Source organism: Bradyrhizobium oligotrophicum (genome assembly GCF_051168495.1).
In the GTDB taxonomy this organism is placed as follows: Bacteria; Pseudomonadota; Alphaproteobacteria; order Rhizobiales; family Xanthobacteraceae; genus Bradyrhizobium; species Bradyrhizobium oligotrophicum_A.
Window position 1 is genome coordinate 45,719 of record NZ_JBNPVB010000003.1, and the last position, 18,603, is coordinate 64,321.

Sequence of the window (18,603 nt, forward strand, 5' to 3'; positions counted from 1 at the left end):
CGGCGTTGCGGAGAGGCTCCGTCAAACCGGCGTGACAGGCCAGTGGCCGGCGGCGGTGCGGTCGCGGAAGTGTCGCAGTTCTGCGACAGGTTGGCTGCGAATGGACGATCGCGTCGCCATCAGCGCGCGAGCCGGAGCCGCTTCATCTTACGGTGCAAGGTGGCGCGGGACATGTCGAGTTCCTTCGCCGCCTTCGAGACGTTGCCGCCGGCGCGCGCCAGCGCGCGTTTCAGGACGGCGCGCTCGGCGGCGTCGATGTCGTCGCCCTCGGCCTGCGCGCCCTTGATCAGGTCGCCGGCCGGCACCGGACGCGCCAGCGCCGATGCCGACAGACCCAGCGCGCGGCGCGCCGCGCGGGTGGCGCCGACGACGAGGTCGTTGCCGTCCACCGCCAGCATCGAGTTGATGTCCCGCTCGCTGTCGGGCGTCAGCACGATGCGGGCATGCGGAAAGGCCTGGCGGAAATTCTCCGCCTCGATCAGGCGCGCGGCATCCGCCACCGTGGTCGCGATCAGCCGGCCGAAACCTTCGGTGAGATCGGCACGACACGACGAGACGTCGAGCGCCGCCTTGAGCTGGCCATGCTCGTCGAAGATCGGCGCCGTGGTGCAGAACAAACGCGTATTGCGGGCAAGGTAGTGCTGATCGCGGTCGATGGTCAGCGGCCGCTTTTCCACCAGGCAGGTGCCGATCGCATTGGTGCCCTCGTGCCGCTCGCTCCAGACAGCGCCGGTCCACAGCCCCCAGGAATCGAACGTCGAATCGTCACCGCGCGCGCCGCGACGATCGACGACGGTACCCTCGGCATCGGCCAGCAGCACCGAGCAGCCGACACCCCCAACGGCGAGGAACAGCCGGTCGAGGCTCGCTTGCGCGATCGCGAGCAGCCGTCCCAGCCGCTCGCGCGCGGCCGCAATCTCGGTGGCCGTCAGCCGGCAGGATGGCGCATGGTTGGCAGGATCGAGCGCGTGCAGATGGCCGGAACGGCGCCACGATGCCGCCAACGCAGAAACCGCCGGCGCCCGTTTGGCGACGACGTCGAGCACGCGGTCCGAATGGGAATTCCCGGGCGAACGCCCCATCTCCCTCCTCCGGTTCTCTCCCCTGCCCCTGCGGCTCGTAGCGACCCCCGCGGGTATTGCCGTCATATTGAGGCGACTACAACACCCTGCCTTGATCCGCGTCAAGGCGATCGCGGGCACGGGTCGCAGGGGTATTCGTGGTCTGCGCAAGACGCGGTATTGGAGCCGGCGGGCCGCACGCAGCGCGCGGCCCGGATGTTGCCAAGCGCGTGATCTTCGTGGCAAGCACTCCCGACAGCGCTGTCGTGCATGGCAAATCCGACGTTCGCCGATCCGCTTGCCCCGAACCGGAGTCTCTCATGAGCCGCCTCGTCTACGTCCTCAACGGACCGAATTTGAACCTGCTCGGCAAACGCCAGCCGCACATCTACGGCCACGAGACGCTGGCCGACGTGGAGCGGGAGTGCAGGACGTTGGCGACGGAACTGGCGCTGGACATCCGCTTCCACCAGTCGAACCGCGAATACGAACTGATCGACTGGATCCACGAGGCGCGCGAGACCGCCTGCGGCATCGTCATCAATCCCGCGGCGTTCACCCATACCTCGGTCGCGATCCTCGACGCGTTGAACGCGTTCGACGGCACCGTCATCGAGGTTCACATCTCCAACGTGCACAAGCGCGAGGAATTCCGTCACCACTCCTTCGTCTCCAAGCGCGCCGACGGCGTGATCGCCGGGCTCGGCACCCAGGGCTATCTGCTCGCACTGCGGCGGGTGGCCAAGCTGCTCGACGACAGCAAGACGAGCGCGTGACGAGCCGCCCCGTCCGGCTTGCTGGCCGCCGGGGCAGGTCTCATCGGCCACGGCCACATCGCGCACGGACGGATCGTCGCGATCGACGAGCGGCACGTTGCCTCCGCGAACGGAAAAGGCCGCCTGGACGAACCAGGCGGCCTTCCCGTTTGTATGACTCGAGCCGCAACGGCCGCCTCAGCGGCCGCCGCGCGACAGCATTTCGAAGCGGTAGTTGACGCCGATCAGCGCGGTGTGGAGCTGCGTCTTCTGGCTGACCACGTTCGGCCCGCCGGTGACAGCCACCGCGCCCGGCACGGTGCCGGTCACGGTGCCGAAATCGGCGTAGTCATATTCGGCGAAGGCCGACCAGTTGCGCGCAAACATCCATTCGACGCCGGCGCCGACCGTCCAGCCGCTGCGGTTGAACGCCGCCATGGCGGATTGGCCGGTGGCGGTGTTGACGACCGAGACGCTGGTGCGCGTCCACGCCGCACCGCCTCGCACATAGGCCAGGATCTCCGGCGTGACCAGATAGCCCGCGCGCAACGTGGCCGTATAGAGGTTTCGCGTCGACGTGTTCAACGTGAGCTGCGGCCCCAGCGCGCTGGACCCGTTGATGACGCCGAGATCGGCCATCGCCTGGACGCCGAGGACAAGGCGATCGACCTGATAGTCGCAGCCGATCTGCAGGCCGCCGATCGCGTCGCTGCCGTTGGCGGAGACGGCGGTCGGAATTTGCACGGCCGCGACGGGCAGCGGCGCCACGTTGCCGCCGCCAGCCACCGGCGGCGGATTCTGCGGCGGCGGGTTGCCATTGTTGCCCTGCGGCGGCGGCTTCGGCTGCCCACCGCCATTGTTCGGCGGCGGATTTTTCGGCGGCCAGCCCGGCTTGTCCGGATGATGCGGCCATCCGCCATGATTGTAGTTGTCGCCGTGCTGCTGCCAGTGGTCCTTGTCGGGCTGCTTGCCGCCATAGCCGCCCTTGTCGTCATCGTGCTGGTCCGGCTTCAGCCAGGCGTAGCTGTCATGCTCGCTCTTCAACGGCTGCTTCGGCCAGCCGAAGCCAGCCGGCTTGTCATGGCCGTCGTCCTTCTTCGCGCCCCAGCCGGCGGCCGGCTTGTCATGATCGTCCTGCTTATCATGCTGCAGCCAAGCAAATCTGTCGGAGTAGCCGTTTGAATGGAGCTGCGACCAGTTGCTCGACTTGTCACGGTCGTCGTGGTGCTTGTCGAGCCAGCCGCTGCCATATTTGACGTCGCTGTAGTTGTCGTCCTTGTTCTTGGATGGCGCCCCCAGCCAGGAAGACTTGTTGTCGCCGCCTTTCGATCCAACCTGCGGCCAATGATGGCCACCATCGTGACCGTGTTTGTAGGACGGTTTGTCGTTCGGCCAGCCGTGATCCTTGTCGCCATGATACTGCTTGCCGGGCTGCCACCAGCCCTTGTCGTCGCGCTCACAGATCGGGGGCTTGCCCGGCGGCTTGTGTGGCGGCTTCCATCCGCCGTTGTTCCCGCCAGGGTTGTTCGGCGGCGGCGGGTTCGCAACCACAGGCGGCTTGACCACCGGCGGGTTGTTTGCATTGCCGATCGGCTGCTGGCCAGCCTGAACCGGCGCAGCGCCTGCGTTGGCGACCTGGCTCCACGTCTGCTGCTGGCGCGACCAGGCCATTCCGGCGTTCGCGCCGGCATGGCAACCACTCCACCTGTAGGCGAAGACGTCGGGGGGAGGGAGCGGTGGGGGCAGGGCGAGATCGGTCGCCCAAACCGATGTCGTACTTCCTGCGAAAGTAGATAGGCAAAGGCATACGCCAAATACGCGACGCATCGAACTCACAACTCCTGAACACGTGCCGCAACAAACGACGGCCGCATCAGGAGGGTCAGATTGTGTCGCGAACTGAATTGAAAAATGTCATTCGGAAGGAATGCTGATCGCGCCGCCGACGCGATCGAGATTCGCCCTCGAGTGTTGCACGTAAGATGCAGGATTCTGGCGAAAAGGAAGCGACGCGGGAATCGCGACCGCCTCCTGCGCGCACATCGGCGACGTCGCGGCGGATTACACCGCGACGATTAGTAGACGACACGCGCGGAGAGATGTCGTCCGCGGCCCTTGCTGCAAGGGCTTCGACGGCATCTCCGTTGCTCGTCGATGCAATCGGTATCGTGTAGTTGGCGCCGGATTGCACGCGGCGATTGCGCCGCTCGTCGATCGCGGCGGTGACGGCGTCCGCCTCATGTTCGATGACGGTTTGACGCACCGGCCGATGCGCGGCATCTGCCCCCAACGACGCGTGCCTTGCTACTCGCACGTTTGCGGCGCCACGGATCGGGAGGAAACGCGGCGCGCCCTGCCCCCGTCGGATCGAATGCGGCGACAAACAGACGGAGCAGCGGCAACTCATCCGCAACTTCGGCTTTGCCGTGTCAACACATCGGCCGGCGAACCACGATCGTCGACGCATCCTGATGCGCAGCATCGTCGACGCATTTTGCTCGGACTTCGCCGCCGGCGATCCGGCTCATTAGCTTCGCCTTTGCGGCACGAGCGCGTGACGCGACGAACGCGGTGACGCCAGCCTATATATAATGGGATCTGTCGGGCGACGGCGGCCGGCGTAGGAGAAGCGACGCCGGCACCGTGAGGGGAGCACGCGCGGGACCGCGTGCGGCTCGGCGCACGCGGTCTCGGCGGTGACGGTCAGGGGTTGCGCCGGGAAAACGACACGGCGTAGGCCCCGTTGCGGACGTCGATCATCGGATCATCGGACGCCTCGATCCCGTCGGTGAGCTGCCCCGGCAGGAACAGCAGCTTCTTCTGGGCGGCGTCGCTGTCCTCGACGGCCTTGTCGATCGTCAGCACGCCGAGCTCGACCACCTTGCGGTCCTCGGGCCACGGCTTCGCCGGATCCTTGGTGTCGTCGCCGGCCGCCGCGAGCTGCGCCTTGAAACGAAACGTCACCGGCCCCTGCTTCAATCGGGCCGGCAGCTCCTGCATCAGGAAATCCGGCGCGCGCTTCGCCGCCTCCGCCTTGTCCAGATGCACGACCTTCTCCGGCAGCATCTGATAGCGGAAGGCCTGCCGCTGCCCCGCCTTGTTGACGAACACGAACGCATTGATGCCGAAATAGGCCTCGTTGGCAAAACTGTCCGGCGTGGCGACGGTCCCGAAGGCGGCCGGGATCGTGGGGTGGCTCGCCACGAACTGCTCGAACTTGGTCGGTTTGGGCGCGCCTGGGGGGCTCTGCGAAATCGCCACCAGCAGGTCACGAAACTCCTCGCTGGTCGACACCGGGAAGAACTTGAGCGAGTTGATCACGATGTCCATGTCGCTGCCGTCGGGCAGGTGGAACTTCACGGCAATGCCGTGCGGATTGGCGTCGTCGGAGCCGTCGGGCAAGTTCGGCACGCCCGTCGAGTTCGAAAACCGCACCGTCACCGGAATGTCGGCGCCATTGAACAACGCCGCCCGGCTCAAGCCGGCGGCGTCCGCAGACGCCTTGAACCGCCCCTCGACCACGACACCCTTGGCGTGATTGGCGCGAAAGCCGGCATGGACCCCGAACACCTTGTTCATCTGGTTGACGATCTGTTCCTCGATCGGCACGTCTTCCGCCGATGCAATCCCAGGTAGTGTCAGGCTAAACCCGACCAACGCAGCAACGACGTTGCGATTCATCATGAGCAATTCCTCCTGCCGTGGGCAGCCCACATACAACCATAAATCGGCACCATCAGGGACTTTCTGTCGGGGCACTGCGCACACGGCACAGCCGAGCCGTGCGCATCCAAGACATCCTAATCAGATGTTTCGTACTGTGGCACACTTCCGACACGGCGCTCTTGAAATCCGGAGCGATCGCAGACGTACCGGCTCCACGCGCGAGCCGAGCTGGCGGCCGAGACAATCGCGGATGAAGGCAGCATCTCGCCGGCCTTGTCCTCGAGCGAAGTGCCCGCTATCGATCGAGTGAAACTCGACCCCGGGGAAGGTTGCGCTTGTGGAGTGGGCACCGGCATCGTGTCGTTCTTGCCCCGAGTGACAGCTCGAGATCGTCCTCGACGACTTCGAGCCGGCCCCGCTGCCGGTGCATATCCTCTACCCGCCACGCAAGCCGATGCCGCTCAAATTGCGCACCTTCCTCGACTGGATCATGCCGCGGCTGAAACAGCAGTTCACGTGATACGCCGCCCCGTCAGGGCGGCGAGGACATCCATTGTGCTGACGGCTGGCACATCACGGCGAGGAGGCGCGCTCCTTCCCATGCGGCGTCGCACGATGACGAACTTGCCGACGGCCGCGCTGCGCGGAGCCGGTGTCTGACGGCGCATCGCGAGGTCGTGCGATACCTGCACGTCGACGCGGCGGAACGGCGCCTGTCGCGACGCCCGCTGAAATTGTCGCAGGTGTGATTCTCAACGCAATGAGTTCCGCTTTGCGCAAGGGGCCAAGGCGTATAAGGTCGGGGACGTTACCGGCGCCGAGGAAGCGCTGGGACGTCGGGGAAGTGAAACGCGCGCGAGGTGGTTGACGGGCCAAATCCGTCCGCCCTGATCCTGCACATTCATGCAGATTTTCCCGACATTCTGGAAGTTTGGGTTCAAACGGCGCGGACGAGTCGATCGTTGCGGCGTGATCGATGGCGCCGTTCGCCACGACAACATCCGCAGCGGGCATTCGATCGCGAAACGTCGCGGGCAGCGGGCATCGACGCGTTGGAGGAGCCGGAATGGACCAACGGGACGTACGGGCCGCATGGCAGAAGTTCGTCGAGCGCGGCACCTTGTCGGGCGACGTGCGAACGACGGTGGCGGAATCGTGGCGGCGGTCCAGACAGCACCGCATCGCGGTCGATCGCGCGCAGGCGCCGCTCGTCGCGGAGGCGGAGTTGTTTCGCCAGCGCTCCAAGCATGCTGCGCTGCGCCATGCCGCGCGCTGCGCGTTGCAGAACTCGAAGACGTTCCTGAGCGAGGCCGGCTCGATCATGATCCTCACCGACCCCAGCGGCCTGATCATCGATACCCAGGGAGATGCCCGGGTCATCGACGCCGGCCGCGCGGTGCATCTCGAGCACGGCGGACGCTGGAGCGAAGCCGACATCGGGACCAACGCCATCGGCGCGGCGCTGGCCGAGTCATGCCCCGTTCAGATTCACGGCGCGGAGCATTTCTGCACCGAGGTCCAGCGCTGGACCTGCGCTGCCGTTCCGGTCCACGATCCGAGCGACGGTGAGTTGCTCGGCGCGGTCGACATCTCCGGCCCAGCCAGCACGTTCAATCCGCAGAGCCTGGCGCTGGCGGTGGCCGTCGGCCATCACGTCGAGAGCGTGCTCGCGCAGCTGGCGCGGCAGGACAAGGAGCAGCTGCTGTGCGACTTCATCGCCAAGCGCGCGTCGTGGGCCACCGAGGAATGCGTTCTGCTCGACCGGCGCGGCGCGATCCTGCATGCGACCGAGCGCGGGCTGCGGGCAATGAAGGACAGCGGTCTCAACACCGACGGCGGTGCGCCGACGCGGTTCCTGAAGGCGGTCGCGTTCGAGGACTGGCCGGCGAAGCTCAAGGAAATTCTGCCCCATGCGAGCTTCGAGCTCGTCAAGAACGGCAGCACGGGCGTCGGAGCGATCGTCGTGATGCATGCCCGGCGGCGCTCGGCGGTGGATCGCAACGCCGGGGCTGCGCGGGAGGCGCGTGCGCGCGGCGACGCCACGATGTCGGTGCCGCCGCGAACCACGCAGGCGTCTTCGGCTGCCGCGAAGCCGCCCGGCAACAAGAGTCCCGGCTTCGTCGCCCAGGATCCGAACGTGCAGGCGGTCGTGCGGCGCGTCGAGGGCGCGGCGGCGCGCAAGATGCCGATCCTGATCCGCGGCGAGACCGGCACCGGCAAGGAGCAGCTCGCGCGCCACGCTCACGCCGCCAGCGGACGCACCGGCGCCTTCGTCGCGGTCAACTGCGCCGCCCTTCCCGACAGCCTGATCGAGGCCGAGCTGTTCGGCTATGCCGACGGCGCGTTCACCGGCGCGCGGCACGGCGGCGCCACCGGGCTGGTCAAGGAGGCCGACGGCGGCACGCTGTTTCTCGACGAGATCGGCGACATGCCGGTGGTGCTGCAGGGCGTGCTGCTGCGTCTGCTCGATGACTGGACCGTCCGGCCGGTCGGCGGCAGCGCATTCAAGGTCGATGTCTTCCTGGTCTCTGCGACCAATGCTGCGCTCGACAGGGCGATCGCCGAGGGGCGCTTCCGCTCCGACCTGCTCTATCGCCTCAATACGCTGGAAGTCCGGCTGCCGCGGCTGCGCGAGCGCTGCGATTTCGACGCGATCGCGCGCCAGTTGCTGCGCAAGATTGATCCGGGCTGCGAGATCACCACGGCGGCGCTGGCGCGACTGGCGCCCAACCATTGGCACGGCAACATCCGCGAGCTCGGCAACATGCTGGCGCGGCTGACGCTCGGCGTCTCCAACGGGCTGATCGACGAGGCCTGCGTCGATGCCATGATCGGCCAGCCTCCGCCGCCGGAGCCGGGATCGCTCCACGACGTCCAGCGTTCCCGCATCCTGATGGTCTACGCCGAGACCGCGGGCAATGTCAGCGAGACGGCGCGCCGTCTCGGCGTATCGAGAAACACGATCTACCGCGCGCTCGGGCAGCCGAGACCCTGAGTCCGACGCGCAGCCGACGAGGCCGCCGCCATTCCACGGCGACGCCATCATAGCGGACCGACGCATCGAGCAGAAGCCGGGCGCGAACGCCCGGCATCACGGCTCGAGCAACGCTGATCAAAGCAACTCGGCGCCGCCGCCTAGGGCCGGGCCGGACGTCGGGTCGTAATCATCCGGCTTCTTTGCAATCAACGTCTGCGTCGTCAGGATCAGGCCGGCCACGGAGGCCGCATTGCGCATCGCGCTGTAGCAGACCTTCACGGGATCGACGATGCCGGCCTTGACGAGATCGACCGACCCGCCGTTGCGCGCGTCGAGTCCATGACCGTTGGCGCCCTTTGCGACCTTCTTGACCTCCGCCTCGGCGTCCAGCCCGGCGTTCGCCGCAATATGAAACAACGGCCGGCTCAGCGCGCGCTGCAGCAGCTCCGCGCCCTGCCTCACACTGCCGTCCAGCCCGTTGATCAGACCGTCGAGCTTGGGCGCCGCCTTCAGCAGCGCAAAGCCGCCGCCGGGGACGATGCCCTCCTCGATCGCGGCCCGCGTCGCATTGATCGCATCCTCGATCAGCTGGGTGCGGCGCTTCTGCTCGACCGGCGTCGCTCCGCCCGCGAGGATCATCGCCGTGCCGCCGGACAGCTTGGCGATGCGCTCCTGGAACTTGTCGCGCTCGATGTTCTCCGGCGCCGCATCATACTGTCGCATCACCTGCTCGCGGCGCGCGGCAATCTTCGCGGGATCGCCGGCGCCGGCCGTAATCAAGGTCTTGGAGGCCGAGATCCGCACCTGACGCGCAGCGCCGAGATCCTGCAGCTCGGCCTTTTCCAGCCGGCCGCCCAGATCCACCGAGATGACACGGCCGCCGGTGGTGATGGCGATGTCCTCCAGCATGGCCTTGCGCCAATGGCCGAACTCCGGCGGATGGATCGCAGCCACCTTGAAGTCGCTCTTTTCGCGGCGCGCCAGCAATTGCATGATGACGACCGGCGCAACGTCCTCGGCGATGATCAGCAGCGGCCTGCCGCTCCTTTCGACCAGCGAGATCACGCCGGCGAGTTGCTCGCCGCTCTGGATCTTGTGGTCCGTCATCAGAATGAACGGATTGTCGAGCACGACCTGCATCCGCTCCACATCCGTCACCATGTGATGCGAGAGATAGCCGCGATCGAACGCCATGCCTTCGACGACTTCCAAGGTCGTGTGGACCGTGTTGCCGTATTCAACCGCGACGATCCCGTGGCTTCCCGCGCGCTCGAAAGCTTCCGCGACCATGTCGCCGAGAACGGCATCGTTGGCCGCGATGCTCGCGACGGCCCGCAGACCCGCCGATCCCTGCAGCGCCATCGCGGACTGCTTCAGATTCTTGATCGTTTCCGCCACCGCCAGTTCGAGGCCTTCCACCAGCTCCACCGGATTGGCGCCGGCAGCGAGGCTCTTCAGACCATCCTGCACCAGCACGTCCGCCAGCACCGTCGCCGTCGTCGTGCCGTCGCCCGCGGTGTCGTTGGTCTGCTTCGACACCTCGCGCAGCACCTGCGCGCCCATGTTCTCGAACGGGCATTCGAGCTCGATTTCGCTGGCGATGCTGACGCCATCCCTCGACACGATCGGTGTTCCGATCGGACGGTCCATGATGGCGTTCATTCCCTTCGGACCCAGCGTGCCGCGCACCGCCTTGGCCAGCTTGGCAACGCCCCGTCCCAATGCGGCCCGCGCCGCTTCGTCGTGCAGCATGATCTTCGGCATGTTCTCAACCTCCCAATGGACTGGTCGTTCACCGCCGTCACGGCCGGCGCGACCGTTCGTTGTTGTTCCCCGGCCGATCAGGCCGAGGCGCGTGCTTTCGGAACGAAGGGCGTGTCGAGATCGAACCGCACCGACAGCAAGCCGCGGCACAGCGCGCTGTTGAATTCGGCGTTGATGCCGACCCGCCTCAGCCCCGAGACGTAGGCCGAAAATCCGTCGGCCCGCAGCGGACATCCCGCGGCGTCGACGAAGGCCGGCATGTCGTCGCCTGTTGCCGCCACCACGTCGCGCCGCTCCAGATAACGCCGCCTTAGCCCGTCGCCGTCATCGTCGACCGGAAGCCGACGCAGTTCGGCCAAGGTGAACGCCGTGATCGTCTCCGGCGAGTGTCCTGTCGCGGTGAGATGATTGAGCAGCGCGACCTGACGACGCTGGAACGCCTTGACCAGGAACGTCCGGCGCAGATCGTCGAGGTTGCCGTCGGCCTCGACGCCGAACGTCTCCTGGAACGACAGGCCCTGCGCCAGACCGGCATTGATCTTGTCGGCATACATGTGCTCGCCGAGCACCACGCTGACGCTCTCCACCCAGTCCAGCGCGGTCGCGGCACGGCGCATGTCGTCCGCCATCAGGAACGAGAAGTTCGCGGCACACCAATAGGTCGGCAGCCGGAATTCGATGTGGACGTGGTTGGCGGCGTCCACATCCGCCCTGGTGACGAAGTTGAGATCGACCACGGATTCGTCGAGCTCCGGATCCGTCACGCCGCGCAGACACGCCCACAACTCGGCCCGACGCGCCTCGACCTGACTGCCCTCAGCCTGCCGGTCACGTTCCGGCAGGCACGTTGCGACAAGCCCGCTCATGGCACTCACGCCGGCACGGGTTCGGACAGATGCGCGTAGCCGCCGCCTGCCCTGATCTTCTTCTTCTGCGCTTCGACGTCGATGCCGTAGAGGCGGGCGGCGTTGAGGCCGAGAATCTTGGTCTTGTTCTCCAGGGTCAGCACCGAGCCGGTTTCCTTGGTGATGTCCTCCGGAATCTCGAACGCCATGAACTTGTCGATCAGCCATTTCGGCGTCCAGATGCCGTAATCGCTGCCATAGAGGATCTTGTCCGGCCCAAGCCAGAACAGGAGCTCCGACATCACATGCGCGAAATAGCCGGGACGCGAGTGGATGAACGGCAGTGCCACCGCGATCCCCGCATAGACGTTGGTCTCCTGGGTCGCGATCCAGCAGAAATCGTCCAGCCGGGGCAGCCCGCAATGCTCGACGATGAAATTCAGATCCTGGAACGAGGTCGCGACGTCGTCGATGTCGGCGACGTCGAACGCATCACGGTTCAGGGGAATGATCGTCGGCCCCTTGTGAACGTGAACGTTCTTGATTCCGAGCTTCTGCGCCGCTTCGAGATAGCGGTAGGATTCCTTGTCGGACAGCTTGTAGCCCTTGGACTCGCCGCGCCATTCCGCCGTATACAGCTTCACGCCCTGGAGCTTGTGCTTCTCCGCCAAGGCATGAAGATCCTCCAGGCCCTTGTTGCCGTCCCGCGGATCGAACGCGCCGTTGAGGATGAAGCGATCCGGATGGCTCTTCTTCATCGCCGAATTACGTTCGGTCGTGTTGAAGCCGTTCTTGTAGAAATCCGTCAGATAGGTCGGCTGCAGGATCGCCATGTCGTCGTAGCCCGACACGAACAGGTCGTCGAACATCGTCTTGGCGTCGTACTTCTCGAACTTCTCCTTCTCCCACTTCTCCGACGGCGGACTGAGATTGGAGTGGTAGGCATAGAAGCAGTCGATGAACTGCTTGCCGTGAATGTTCTTCTGGTTGGCCGGGCTGCCGTCCCAGAAGTGGGTGTGCCCGTCGATCACGAAAATCTCTTCGCCCGCGGCCGTCCTGTACATCGTGTTTCTCCCGCTCCCAGATTGAGTGTTATGAGGCTCGCCATTGGTGACGCAGCCGGTTGGTCCGGCCGGCGCGACGCCGGCCGGACATCGCGGTACCGCTCAGACGATGTATTTCATCATCTCGTTCATGTCGCCGAACAGCATCACGGTGTTGTCGTCGATCATGACCATCCGGCCGTAATGCGTGGAGGTCGCGATCTCGAACAGATGCGGCGTCATCTCGCGGCCGAGCTCCTCCGAGATTTCGTCCATCTTGAACTCCATCTTGCCGTTGCCGTCGATCCGGATCATCGCCGGCATGTAGGTCACGGTGATGTGGTCGTGGCGGCTCATCACGTCGGCGATGGCGCGCGCCTCGACGCTGTCGTTCATCGTGACCCCGCACTGATGCGACACCGTGTCCTCGAACTTGATGTCCTTCATCGATTTGAAGATGTTGTCGGTTTCCTGCATCATCATGATTCCCCTGACGGATTGAGTGGATGGCTTCGGCTACGAGGCGAGACTGGACGGGACGGTGAGACCGAGCTCGGCGGCAATGCCTCTGATCCGGTTCTTCGCCTGCGCCAGGGCGTCGCTGAAGGTCGCGACCTTGACGCGCGGCTGCGACCAGATCGGCTGCAGCCGGTTGGCCGCATCGATGGCCAGTTCAGCGTGCTTGTCGAGCCATTTGTTGAACAGCGTGACGTTGTGCGCCGAATGCGTGGCATCGGTGCCGAGAATGTGGAACAGCTCGACCGTGTTGGCGAGGTTGCGTTCGTAGTCGGCCTCCGCAGCCGAAACCACGGCCGGCGTGATGAAGTCGTTCTGCGCCGACGCGGCCTGCATCAGGAAGCCGGAGCGGAACAGCTCGCCGACGACAGGTTCGAACACCACGTTGGTGGCGAAGTACTGCTCGAGATAGTCGTTCGATCCCATCACCGACTCGATCGACTTGCGCACGCCCTGCCAGATCGGATCCTCCAGCCAATGCTGCTTGCCGGCGGCGACGTCGAAGCCCGGCAGGTCGAGCGCGAGCTCGCTCAGATAGAGCGTGAGGTCCTGGGCGAAGCGCAATTTGTAGGACGAGTTGGTCAGGATCGCATTGTTGACCATCTGGGTGTAGCCATAGCGCTGCGCCTGCATGGTCGACGTCCCCAGCCCGAACTCGGCATGCTTGTAGGCGCCGAGATGGTTCTGCAGGACCTTCACCCAGGCGGGATCGAAGCGCGCCGGCGCACCGGACTTGCGGCCGTTCTCGATGGTGGTCTGCACCATGCCGCAGATCGTCGACTGACGTTGATAGTGCGTCCGCTCCCACTCCTGGTCGACGGCGCGGAACTTGTGCCAGTTGGAGCTCTTCGCCGCCGTCCAGTCCTTGCTGTAGGTCGGCGTCCCGTCGGGGAAGGAGATGATCCAATCCTGCAGCAGATAGCGCTCCGGATCGGGCTGAACATCGACCGTCATGTCCTCGTAGTGGGTCGCCTTGCGGCCCTTGGGCTCGAAATAGTTGTACTTGCGGCTTTCGGAGCCTGGAAAGACGGCGGACCCCGCCGCCCCAGACTTGGCCACTGCGGTCTCCGCGGCGGCTCTATTGGCTTGTGCACTCATGTTGCCTCCCTCTTCTGCTCTTGTGTTGCGACGATATCCCGACGCCGTCATCGCATCGCCGGCGTAAACTTGTCGAAATAGATATGGTCCGGCTCGACGCCGTTGACCTGCAGGACCGGCAGCACCGCGTCGATCATCGGCGTCGGGCCGCAGGCATAGGCGTCGATCGCCCCCGCCAGGTTTTCCTGGCGCAGGTGGCGGGCGACGACCTCGTGCACGAAGCCGGCCTCGCCGTCCCAGTGGTCGTCGGCGGTGGCATGCGACAGCGCCGGCACGAACTTGAAGTCCGTGAGCTGCGCGCCGATCGCCGCCAGTTCATCGAGATAGAACAGGTCCGCGCGCGTCCTGGCGCCGTAGAAGAAGCGGATCGGCCGCTGCTCGCCGCTCGCGATATGATCGGCCAGGATCGACCACAGCGGCGACATCCCCGATCCGCCGCCGATCAGCAGCATCGGACCTGGCCGCTCCTCTCGGCGGAAGCACGTGCCGTAGGGCCCCTTCGCCGTCACCACGTCGCCGACGCCGAGACCGCCGTCGAGCTGCGAGGAAAAGGCGCCGTTCGGGTATTTCTTGATGATGAAGCGGAGCTTCGTCTCTTCGCCCGGCGCGTTCGCCATCGAAAATGCGCGAGTGATGCGGCCGTCGTCGATCGTCAGATCGACATACTGACCGGCCCAGAACTTCATCGGCTTGTCGATGTCGATCTCCAGCAGACGGATGTCCGACGTCAGCGCCGTGATGGCCGCGACGCGGCCGTTGAACGTCTTGACCGCGATCGATCGCTTGAGCAGGTCCTCGTCGTAATTGAGCAGCTCGAAGCTGACGTCGCTATAGGCCTGCGTCCGGCACAGCAGCACGTGCCCGTTTTCGCTCTCGTAATCCGGCAGCGCGAAGGTCGAATATTTCATGAGCTCGACGTCGCCGTCGATGAGCCTCGACTTGCAGCTCCCGCACTGACCTTCCTTGCAGCCGTGCATCACCGAAATGCCCTGGCGGAACGCCGCATCGAGCACGGTCTCGCCTTCCTCCACTTCCATCTCGATTCCGACGGGCTCAAAACGAACCTTGTGAACCTGAACGTCCGCCATGACAGCCCCTCTAACAACCGACATCGACAATCTCCCCGACACACCCAAGTTGATGGTCGCAGGGAGCCGGCGAACCGGCCCCCTGCTCCCGCATCGTCAATGGCAAGGATTGATGGTGAACCCCTTGCGATAGTCGGCGACCGCGACCTCGCGCTCGATCGGCGACAGCGCGCGGAAGCCGCGGAGCGGACTGCCGAGCTGGTGGCCGCGCACGTGGTCGAGCGTCCACATGTCCTTGGCGTCGAACCGCAGATGCGGTTGGGCGGTCAGGGTCTTGCCGTCCGGACGGACGAAGCCGAGATCCTTGATGGCATCGGCGATGTCCCAGCCGTGATAGCAGTCTTCCCACTCGCGGCGACCGCTGAAGCGGCCCATCGCCGGCGTAGCGCGGCCTTCATACTCGGCGGCGAACGCCACCTTGTGAGTCCAGCGGCAGCCTTCCGAGCAATAGGTGTACATCTTGCCGTCGACCTCGTCGCAGACGAAGTCTTCGCGGATCAGGCACGGCACCATGCAGCTCCAGCACCGATGCGGGTACACGTAGCCCACGTCGCTGTTGAACAGGATGTTGGTCTCGCCCGGCACGCTCAGCTTCGCATACCACTTCCAGAAGTCACCGAACTCGGCGTACCAGCCCGGATATTTGTGCTCGAACCACTCGAAGTCCTTCTCGGTCTGGGCCTCGATTCGCCAGAAGTTCGCCGACCAGCCGACCGCGAAGAACTGCGCGGTCTTGTGGACGTAGTTCTTCTTGACGATCCGGTCCCAGGCGGCGGCGACGTCGTCGTGGTGGATCTTGATGCCGTATTTCTCGAGCGGCAGCATGTAGGTGCGATAATAGTCTTCATAGATCCAGCGGTGCCAGAGCTCCGCATAGGACTCCTTGTTCTTGTCGCGGTTCGTGGTGCCGTATTCGATGAAGGTGCCGATCGCGGCGTCGACGATGGCGTGGTTCTGCCAGAACGCGTATTTCAGGTCGCGCTCGAGCAACTGGTGGTTCGACGGATCGTTGATCATCGCCATCAGCATCGAGTGGCCGTTGCCGATGTGGCGCGATTCGTCCGACTGCACCGACAGGAACACGGTCGGCAGCGCATAGTCGCCGTTGCGGGCCGCTTCCGACGGCATCGCCACGAACAGGGTGTTGGTGAAGGCGGTCTCGGCCACCACCGTGAGGTAGACGTTGGCCGCGGTGATCGCGTCGCCGGTCAGGAAGCCCTCCGCGAACTGGCGCCCGATCGTCGTCGCGTAGCACTTGCCGAACGCGGCCTCGGTGATGTCGAACCCGGCTGGATCGATGTAGTTCTCCATGTACCACTTCTTGAGGTTCATCTGGATCGTCGAATGCCGGAATTCGTCGACCATCTGCATCGTGAAGCCGGTGCGCAGCTCCTCGCCCGGCGCGAGCCGGCCGACCATCGCCATCGAGCGCGCCGCCGAGATCTCCGGGAACGGGATGATGGCCAGGAACAGCTTCATCCATTCGACCCAGCGCGGCTCGACGTTGCGGAACATGTCGCCACGCAGCGCTGCGTCGAGCGCGCCGTACACCCGGTTGTCCTTTTCCTCCTGCATCGGGAAGTACGACCGCAGCACCTGCTTCATCGGATCGCGCGGCGTCTTCGAGATCTTGTAGTCGGTCGGGAAGGTCATCGCCTCCTGGACATAGCTCGGTGTCCAGCCGAGATCCGCGACGCGATTGGCCGCCTCGGCGATCGTGATGCCCTTCTGGGACGTAATCTTGTTGAGCGTCAGACTTGCCGTCATTTCCTTCTCCTTTGAACGTTGCACCAGCTTGTTGCTTTCAGCCCTTGATCATCCGATCGAGGGAGCGGCGATGGATGGCTGCTCCCGCGACGTCTCCTGCAAATTCACGCCTGCCCAATTCACTTTGAGTTCCGAAAATTGACTTTGACTCCCGTAATCGATTGCGAATGTCAGACCGGCGCGGCGGAGGCCGCCGCACCGGCGGTGCCCGCGGCGCGGCCGACCAATGGCCTGCCTTCCGCGATGAACTTCGCCGCCAGCACGAGCGTGCCGATGGCGAAATCATTGCCGTGCCGCGCCACCATCGCCTCGGCGATCGCGCCGACCTGCGCGAAGAACACGTCCTTCGACCGGTCCTCCTCGCTTTGCTCGGGCGACGGTGCCGATCCCCGGCTGTGAGCCGGCGGCACCGCCGAGACGGGCGCGCCGGACGTCTCGAGATTGAGCCTGCTGATATCGACCTTGCTCATCATGCATGTCCCGTACGTTGGTGATCGTCGTCGGTGGGGGTGCTGTCGAATTCCAACAAGGCTTGATTGAGCCACTCGCGCTCGGCGACGAGGCGGGTGTGCTCGTCACGGAGCTGGCTCAGGCGCGCCGTCACTCTGTCGAACTCGTCCTGCGCGGCGCTGCCGTCGGACTTCTCGACATCGCGGCGCGCGCATTCGAGCTCGATTTCCGCGCCGCCGCGGGCGCTCTCGTTCCTGAGCTGCATCTCGTTGTTGCGGATGATGCCCTCGATCAGCCTGTGCCGGGCGAGCATGCGGTCGTGGGCGAGCTGCAGTTCGGCAGCTTCCTCGGCCGTGATCCGTGGTCCATTTTCGCCGGACTTCGTCACCCGCATCACTCTCGTTCGATGGTGTGAATCGACGCTGAGCATCTGGCCGTGCACGCCTTACGGAATCAGCACCGCGCGCCCGTGGATGCGCCCATGATGCAGATCATGCAGCGCATCGTTGGCCTCGCTGAGCCGATACTCCCGGGTGTGCAGGTTGACGAGGCCGCGGTCGGCCAGCGCCATCAGCTCGACCAGCTCGGCATAGGTCCCGACCAGATTGCCGACGATGCTCTTCTCGGTCGTGATCATGTCGATGGTCGGCAGATCGATCTTGCCGCCATAGCCGACGATGTAATAGGAGCCGCCATTCGCGGTCATTGCCAGCCCCTTGGCGATGGCATCGCCCTCGCCGACGAAGTCGATGACCGCCTCGGCGCCGCGGCCGCCGGTCAGCGCCAGCACCGCATCGACCTCTCCCTCGCCCGCCTTCACGAGGTGGTGCGCACCACATTCCTTGGCGAGCTCCAACGACTTCTCGGAGCGGTCGACGACGATGATCTCCGCCGCGCACAGCGCCGCGAGCACCTGGATGCCGATATGGCCGAGGCCGCCAGCGCCGATCACCACGGCATATTCGCCCGGCAACAGATGCCGCGACGCCTTCTTCGCCGCACGATACGCCGTCAGGCCGGCATCCGTGTAGGGCGCGACGTCCTTCGGCGCCAGCGACTTCGGCAGCTTGATCAGGGAGCGCTGTCCGGTGAGCAGATATTGCGCGTAGCCGCCATTGGCGTTGATGCCGGGGAACGCGCTGTCGAGCGCGTGCATGTCGTTGCCGCGCCGGCACGCCAGGCAGTGGCCGCTGGTCACCAGCGGATGGCAGATGACGCTGTCGCCGACCTTGACGCCTTCGACACCGGGACCGACGGCCTCGACCCAGCCGGCGTTCTCGTGACCCATGATGTAGGGAAGCTTGACGTCGACCTTGCTGCGCCAGATGCCTTCGACGATGTGCAGGTCGGTGCGGCAGACGCCCGCGCCGCCGATGCGCACGATGACGTCCATCGGGCGCGAGATCTTGGGATCGGTGACCTCTTCGTATCTGACGAATTCCTTCGCCGTCAGCTTTTCATCGAATGCGTGCAGAACCGCGGCCTTCATGTCCACTCCCCGGATTTTTTTCGTGTCGACATCGCCTTGCAGACGTGTCGTTGACCAGGGTTGAGCAAGAGCTATGCCAGCGTG

The 18,603-nt window shown here is 65.1% G+C and carries 16 protein-coding genes; 2 read left to right on the forward strand and 14 right to left on the reverse strand.

What is annotated here, in order from left to right; translation table 11 throughout:
- Positions 1-119 precede the first annotated feature (119 nt).
- Positions 120-1,082 carry a helix-turn-helix domain-containing protein gene (locus tag ACQR1B_RS06965; RefSeq protein WP_434833088.1) on the reverse strand — a complete coding sequence of 321 codons (963 nt, stop codon included), beginning with the start codon at positions 1,080-1,082 and terminating at the stop codon, positions 120-122.
- A 299-nt stretch (positions 1,083-1,381) separates the two neighbouring features.
- Between ACQR1B_RS06965 and aroQ the strand changes: the two genes are divergently transcribed.
- On the forward strand, positions 1,382-1,837 hold the full coding sequence (aroQ, locus tag ACQR1B_RS06970; RefSeq protein ID WP_434833087.1) for a type II 3-dehydroquinate dehydratase: 456 nt from the start codon (positions 1,382-1,384) through the stop codon (positions 1,835-1,837).
- Positions 1,838-2,014: 177 nt separating this feature from the next.
- Here aroQ and ACQR1B_RS06975 read toward each other — a convergent pair whose 3' ends face one another.
- From ACQR1B_RS06975 to ACQR1B_RS06985, 3 genes are all read right to left on the reverse strand, one after another.
- The gene (locus ACQR1B_RS06975; protein ID WP_434833086.1) at positions 2,015-3,487 is read right to left on the reverse strand and encodes an outer membrane protein; all 1,473 of its coding nucleotides are present in this window, start codon (positions 3,485-3,487) and stop codon (positions 2,015-2,017) included.
- Between the two features lie 211 nt (positions 3,488-3,698).
- On the reverse strand, positions 3,699-4,079 hold the full coding sequence (locus ACQR1B_RS06980) for a hypothetical protein (RefSeq protein ID WP_434833085.1): 381 nt from the start codon (positions 4,077-4,079) through the stop codon (positions 3,699-3,701).
- 440 nt (positions 4,080-4,519) lie between these two features.
- Positions 4,520-5,500 (reverse strand): catalase family peroxidase, encoded by a 981-nt coding sequence (locus tag ACQR1B_RS06985; protein WP_434833084.1) that lies wholly within the window; start codon positions 5,498-5,500, stop codon positions 4,520-4,522.
- 1,048 nt (positions 5,501-6,548) lie between these two features.
- On the opposite strand from ACQR1B_RS06985, the gene ACQR1B_RS06990 reads away from it, so the two are divergent.
- Complete coding sequence (locus ACQR1B_RS06990) at positions 6,549-8,477, forward strand: sigma-54-dependent Fis family transcriptional regulator (RefSeq protein WP_434833083.1); 1,929 nt, start codon at positions 6,549-6,551, stop codon at positions 8,475-8,477.
- Between the two features lie 117 nt (positions 8,478-8,594).
- Here ACQR1B_RS06990 and ACQR1B_RS06995 read toward each other — a convergent pair whose 3' ends face one another.
- The 10 genes from ACQR1B_RS06995 to ACQR1B_RS07040 form a co-directional block, all read right to left on the reverse strand.
- Positions 8,595-10,223, reverse strand: a complete 1,629-nt coding sequence (locus ACQR1B_RS06995) for a molecular chaperone GroEL (RefSeq protein ID WP_434833082.1) — start codon at positions 10,221-10,223, stop codon at positions 8,595-8,597.
- 77 nt (positions 10,224-10,300) lie between these two features.
- Positions 10,301-11,089: a metal-sulfur cluster assembly factor gene (locus ACQR1B_RS07000; RefSeq protein ID WP_434833081.1), complete on the reverse strand. Its 789-nt coding sequence runs from the start codon at positions 11,087-11,089 to the stop codon at positions 10,301-10,303.
- Positions 11,090-11,094: 5 nt separating this feature from the next.
- On the reverse strand, positions 11,095-12,132 hold the full coding sequence (locus tag ACQR1B_RS07005; protein WP_434833080.1) for an amidohydrolase family protein: 1,038 nt from the start codon (positions 12,130-12,132) through the stop codon (positions 11,095-11,097).
- Positions 12,133-12,234: 102 nt separating this feature from the next.
- Entirely contained in the window at positions 12,235-12,591 is a 357-nt protein-coding gene (locus ACQR1B_RS07010; protein WP_434833139.1) for an MmoB/DmpM family protein, read from the reverse strand.
- Positions 12,592-12,627: 36 nt separating this feature from the next.
- Positions 12,628-13,725, reverse strand: coding sequence for an aromatic/alkene monooxygenase hydroxylase subunit beta (locus tag ACQR1B_RS07015; RefSeq protein WP_434833079.1), 1,098 nt, complete (start codon positions 13,723-13,725; stop codon positions 12,628-12,630).
- 47 nt (positions 13,726-13,772) lie between these two features.
- The gene (locus ACQR1B_RS07020; protein WP_434833078.1) at positions 13,773-14,813 is read right to left on the reverse strand and encodes a 2Fe-2S iron-sulfur cluster-binding protein; all 1,041 of its coding nucleotides are present in this window, start codon (positions 14,811-14,813) and stop codon (positions 13,773-13,775) included.
- 96 nt (positions 14,814-14,909) lie between these two features.
- On the reverse strand, positions 14,910-16,580 hold the full coding sequence (locus ACQR1B_RS07025) for an aromatic/alkene/methane monooxygenase hydroxylase/oxygenase subunit alpha (RefSeq protein ID WP_434833077.1): 1,671 nt from the start codon (positions 16,578-16,580) through the stop codon (positions 14,910-14,912).
- A 170-nt stretch (positions 16,581-16,750) separates the two neighbouring features.
- Positions 16,751-17,050, reverse strand: coding sequence for a hypothetical protein (locus ACQR1B_RS07030; protein WP_434833076.1), 300 nt, complete (start codon positions 17,048-17,050; stop codon positions 16,751-16,753).
- The gene (locus ACQR1B_RS07035; RefSeq protein ID WP_434833075.1) at positions 17,050-17,460 is read right to left on the reverse strand and encodes a hypothetical protein; all 411 of its coding nucleotides are present in this window, start codon (positions 17,458-17,460) and stop codon (positions 17,050-17,052) included. Before ACQR1B_RS07035 ends, ACQR1B_RS07030 begins: the two co-directional genes overlap by 1 nt.
- A 15-nt stretch (positions 17,461-17,475) precedes the next feature.
- Entirely contained in the window at positions 17,476-18,519 is a 1,044-nt protein-coding gene (locus ACQR1B_RS07040; protein WP_434833074.1) for an NAD(P)-dependent alcohol dehydrogenase, read from the reverse strand.
- Positions 18,520-18,603: the final 84 nt, after the last annotated feature.

What these genes read in the sequence shown, in the direction of transcription:
- aroQ (WP_434833087.1), top strand. Translation starts at nt 1,382, where the DNA reads ATGAGCCGCCTCGTCTACGTCCTCAACGGACCGAATTTGAACCTGCTC.
- ACQR1B_RS06975 (WP_434833086.1), bottom strand. Translation starts at nt 3,487, where the DNA reads ATGGCCTGGTCGCGCCAGCAGCAGACGTGGAGCCAGGTCGCCAACGCA.
- ACQR1B_RS07040 (WP_434833074.1), bottom strand. Translation starts at nt 18,519, where the DNA reads ATGAAGGCCGCGGTTCTGCACGCATTCGATGAAAAGCTGACGGCGAAG.
- ACQR1B_RS07015 (WP_434833079.1), bottom strand. Translation starts at nt 13,725, where the DNA reads ATGAGTGCACAAGCCAATAGAGCCGCCGCGGAGACCGCAGTGGCCAAG.
- ACQR1B_RS06985 (WP_434833084.1), bottom strand. Translation starts at nt 5,500, where the DNA reads ATGATGAATCGCAACGTCGTTGCTGCGTTGGTCGGGTTTAGCCTGACA.
- ACQR1B_RS07030 (WP_434833076.1), bottom strand. Translation starts at nt 17,050, where the DNA reads ATGAGCAAGGTCGATATCAGCAGGCTCAATCTCGAGACGTCCGGCGCG.
- ACQR1B_RS07000 (WP_434833081.1), bottom strand. Translation starts at nt 11,089, where the DNA reads ATGAGCGGGCTTGTCGCAACGTGCCTGCCGGAACGTGACCGGCAGGCT.
- ACQR1B_RS07025 (WP_434833077.1), bottom strand. Translation starts at nt 16,580, where the DNA reads ATGACGGCAAGTCTGACGCTCAACAAGATTACGTCCCAGAAGGGCATC.
- ACQR1B_RS06995 (WP_434833082.1), bottom strand. Translation starts at nt 10,223, where the DNA reads ATGCCGAAGATCATGCTGCACGACGAAGCGGCGCGGGCCGCATTGGGA.
- ACQR1B_RS06990 (WP_434833083.1), top strand. Translation starts at nt 6,549, where the DNA reads ATGGACCAACGGGACGTACGGGCCGCATGGCAGAAGTTCGTCGAGCGC.
- ACQR1B_RS07010 (WP_434833139.1), bottom strand. Translation starts at nt 12,591, where the DNA reads ATGATGCAGGAAACCGACAACATCTTCAAATCGATGAAGGACATCAAG.
- ACQR1B_RS06965 (WP_434833088.1), bottom strand. Translation starts at nt 1,082, where the DNA reads ATGGGGCGTTCGCCCGGGAATTCCCATTCGGACCGCGTGCTCGACGTC.
- ACQR1B_RS07020 (WP_434833078.1), bottom strand. Translation starts at nt 14,813, where the DNA reads ATGGCGGACGTTCAGGTTCACAAGGTTCGTTTTGAGCCCGTCGGAATC.
- ACQR1B_RS07035 (WP_434833075.1), bottom strand. Translation starts at nt 17,460, where the DNA reads ATGCTCAGCGTCGATTCACACCATCGAACGAGAGTGATGCGGGTGACG.
- ACQR1B_RS07005 (WP_434833080.1), bottom strand. Translation starts at nt 12,132, where the DNA reads ATGTACAGGACGGCCGCGGGCGAAGAGATTTTCGTGATCGACGGGCAC.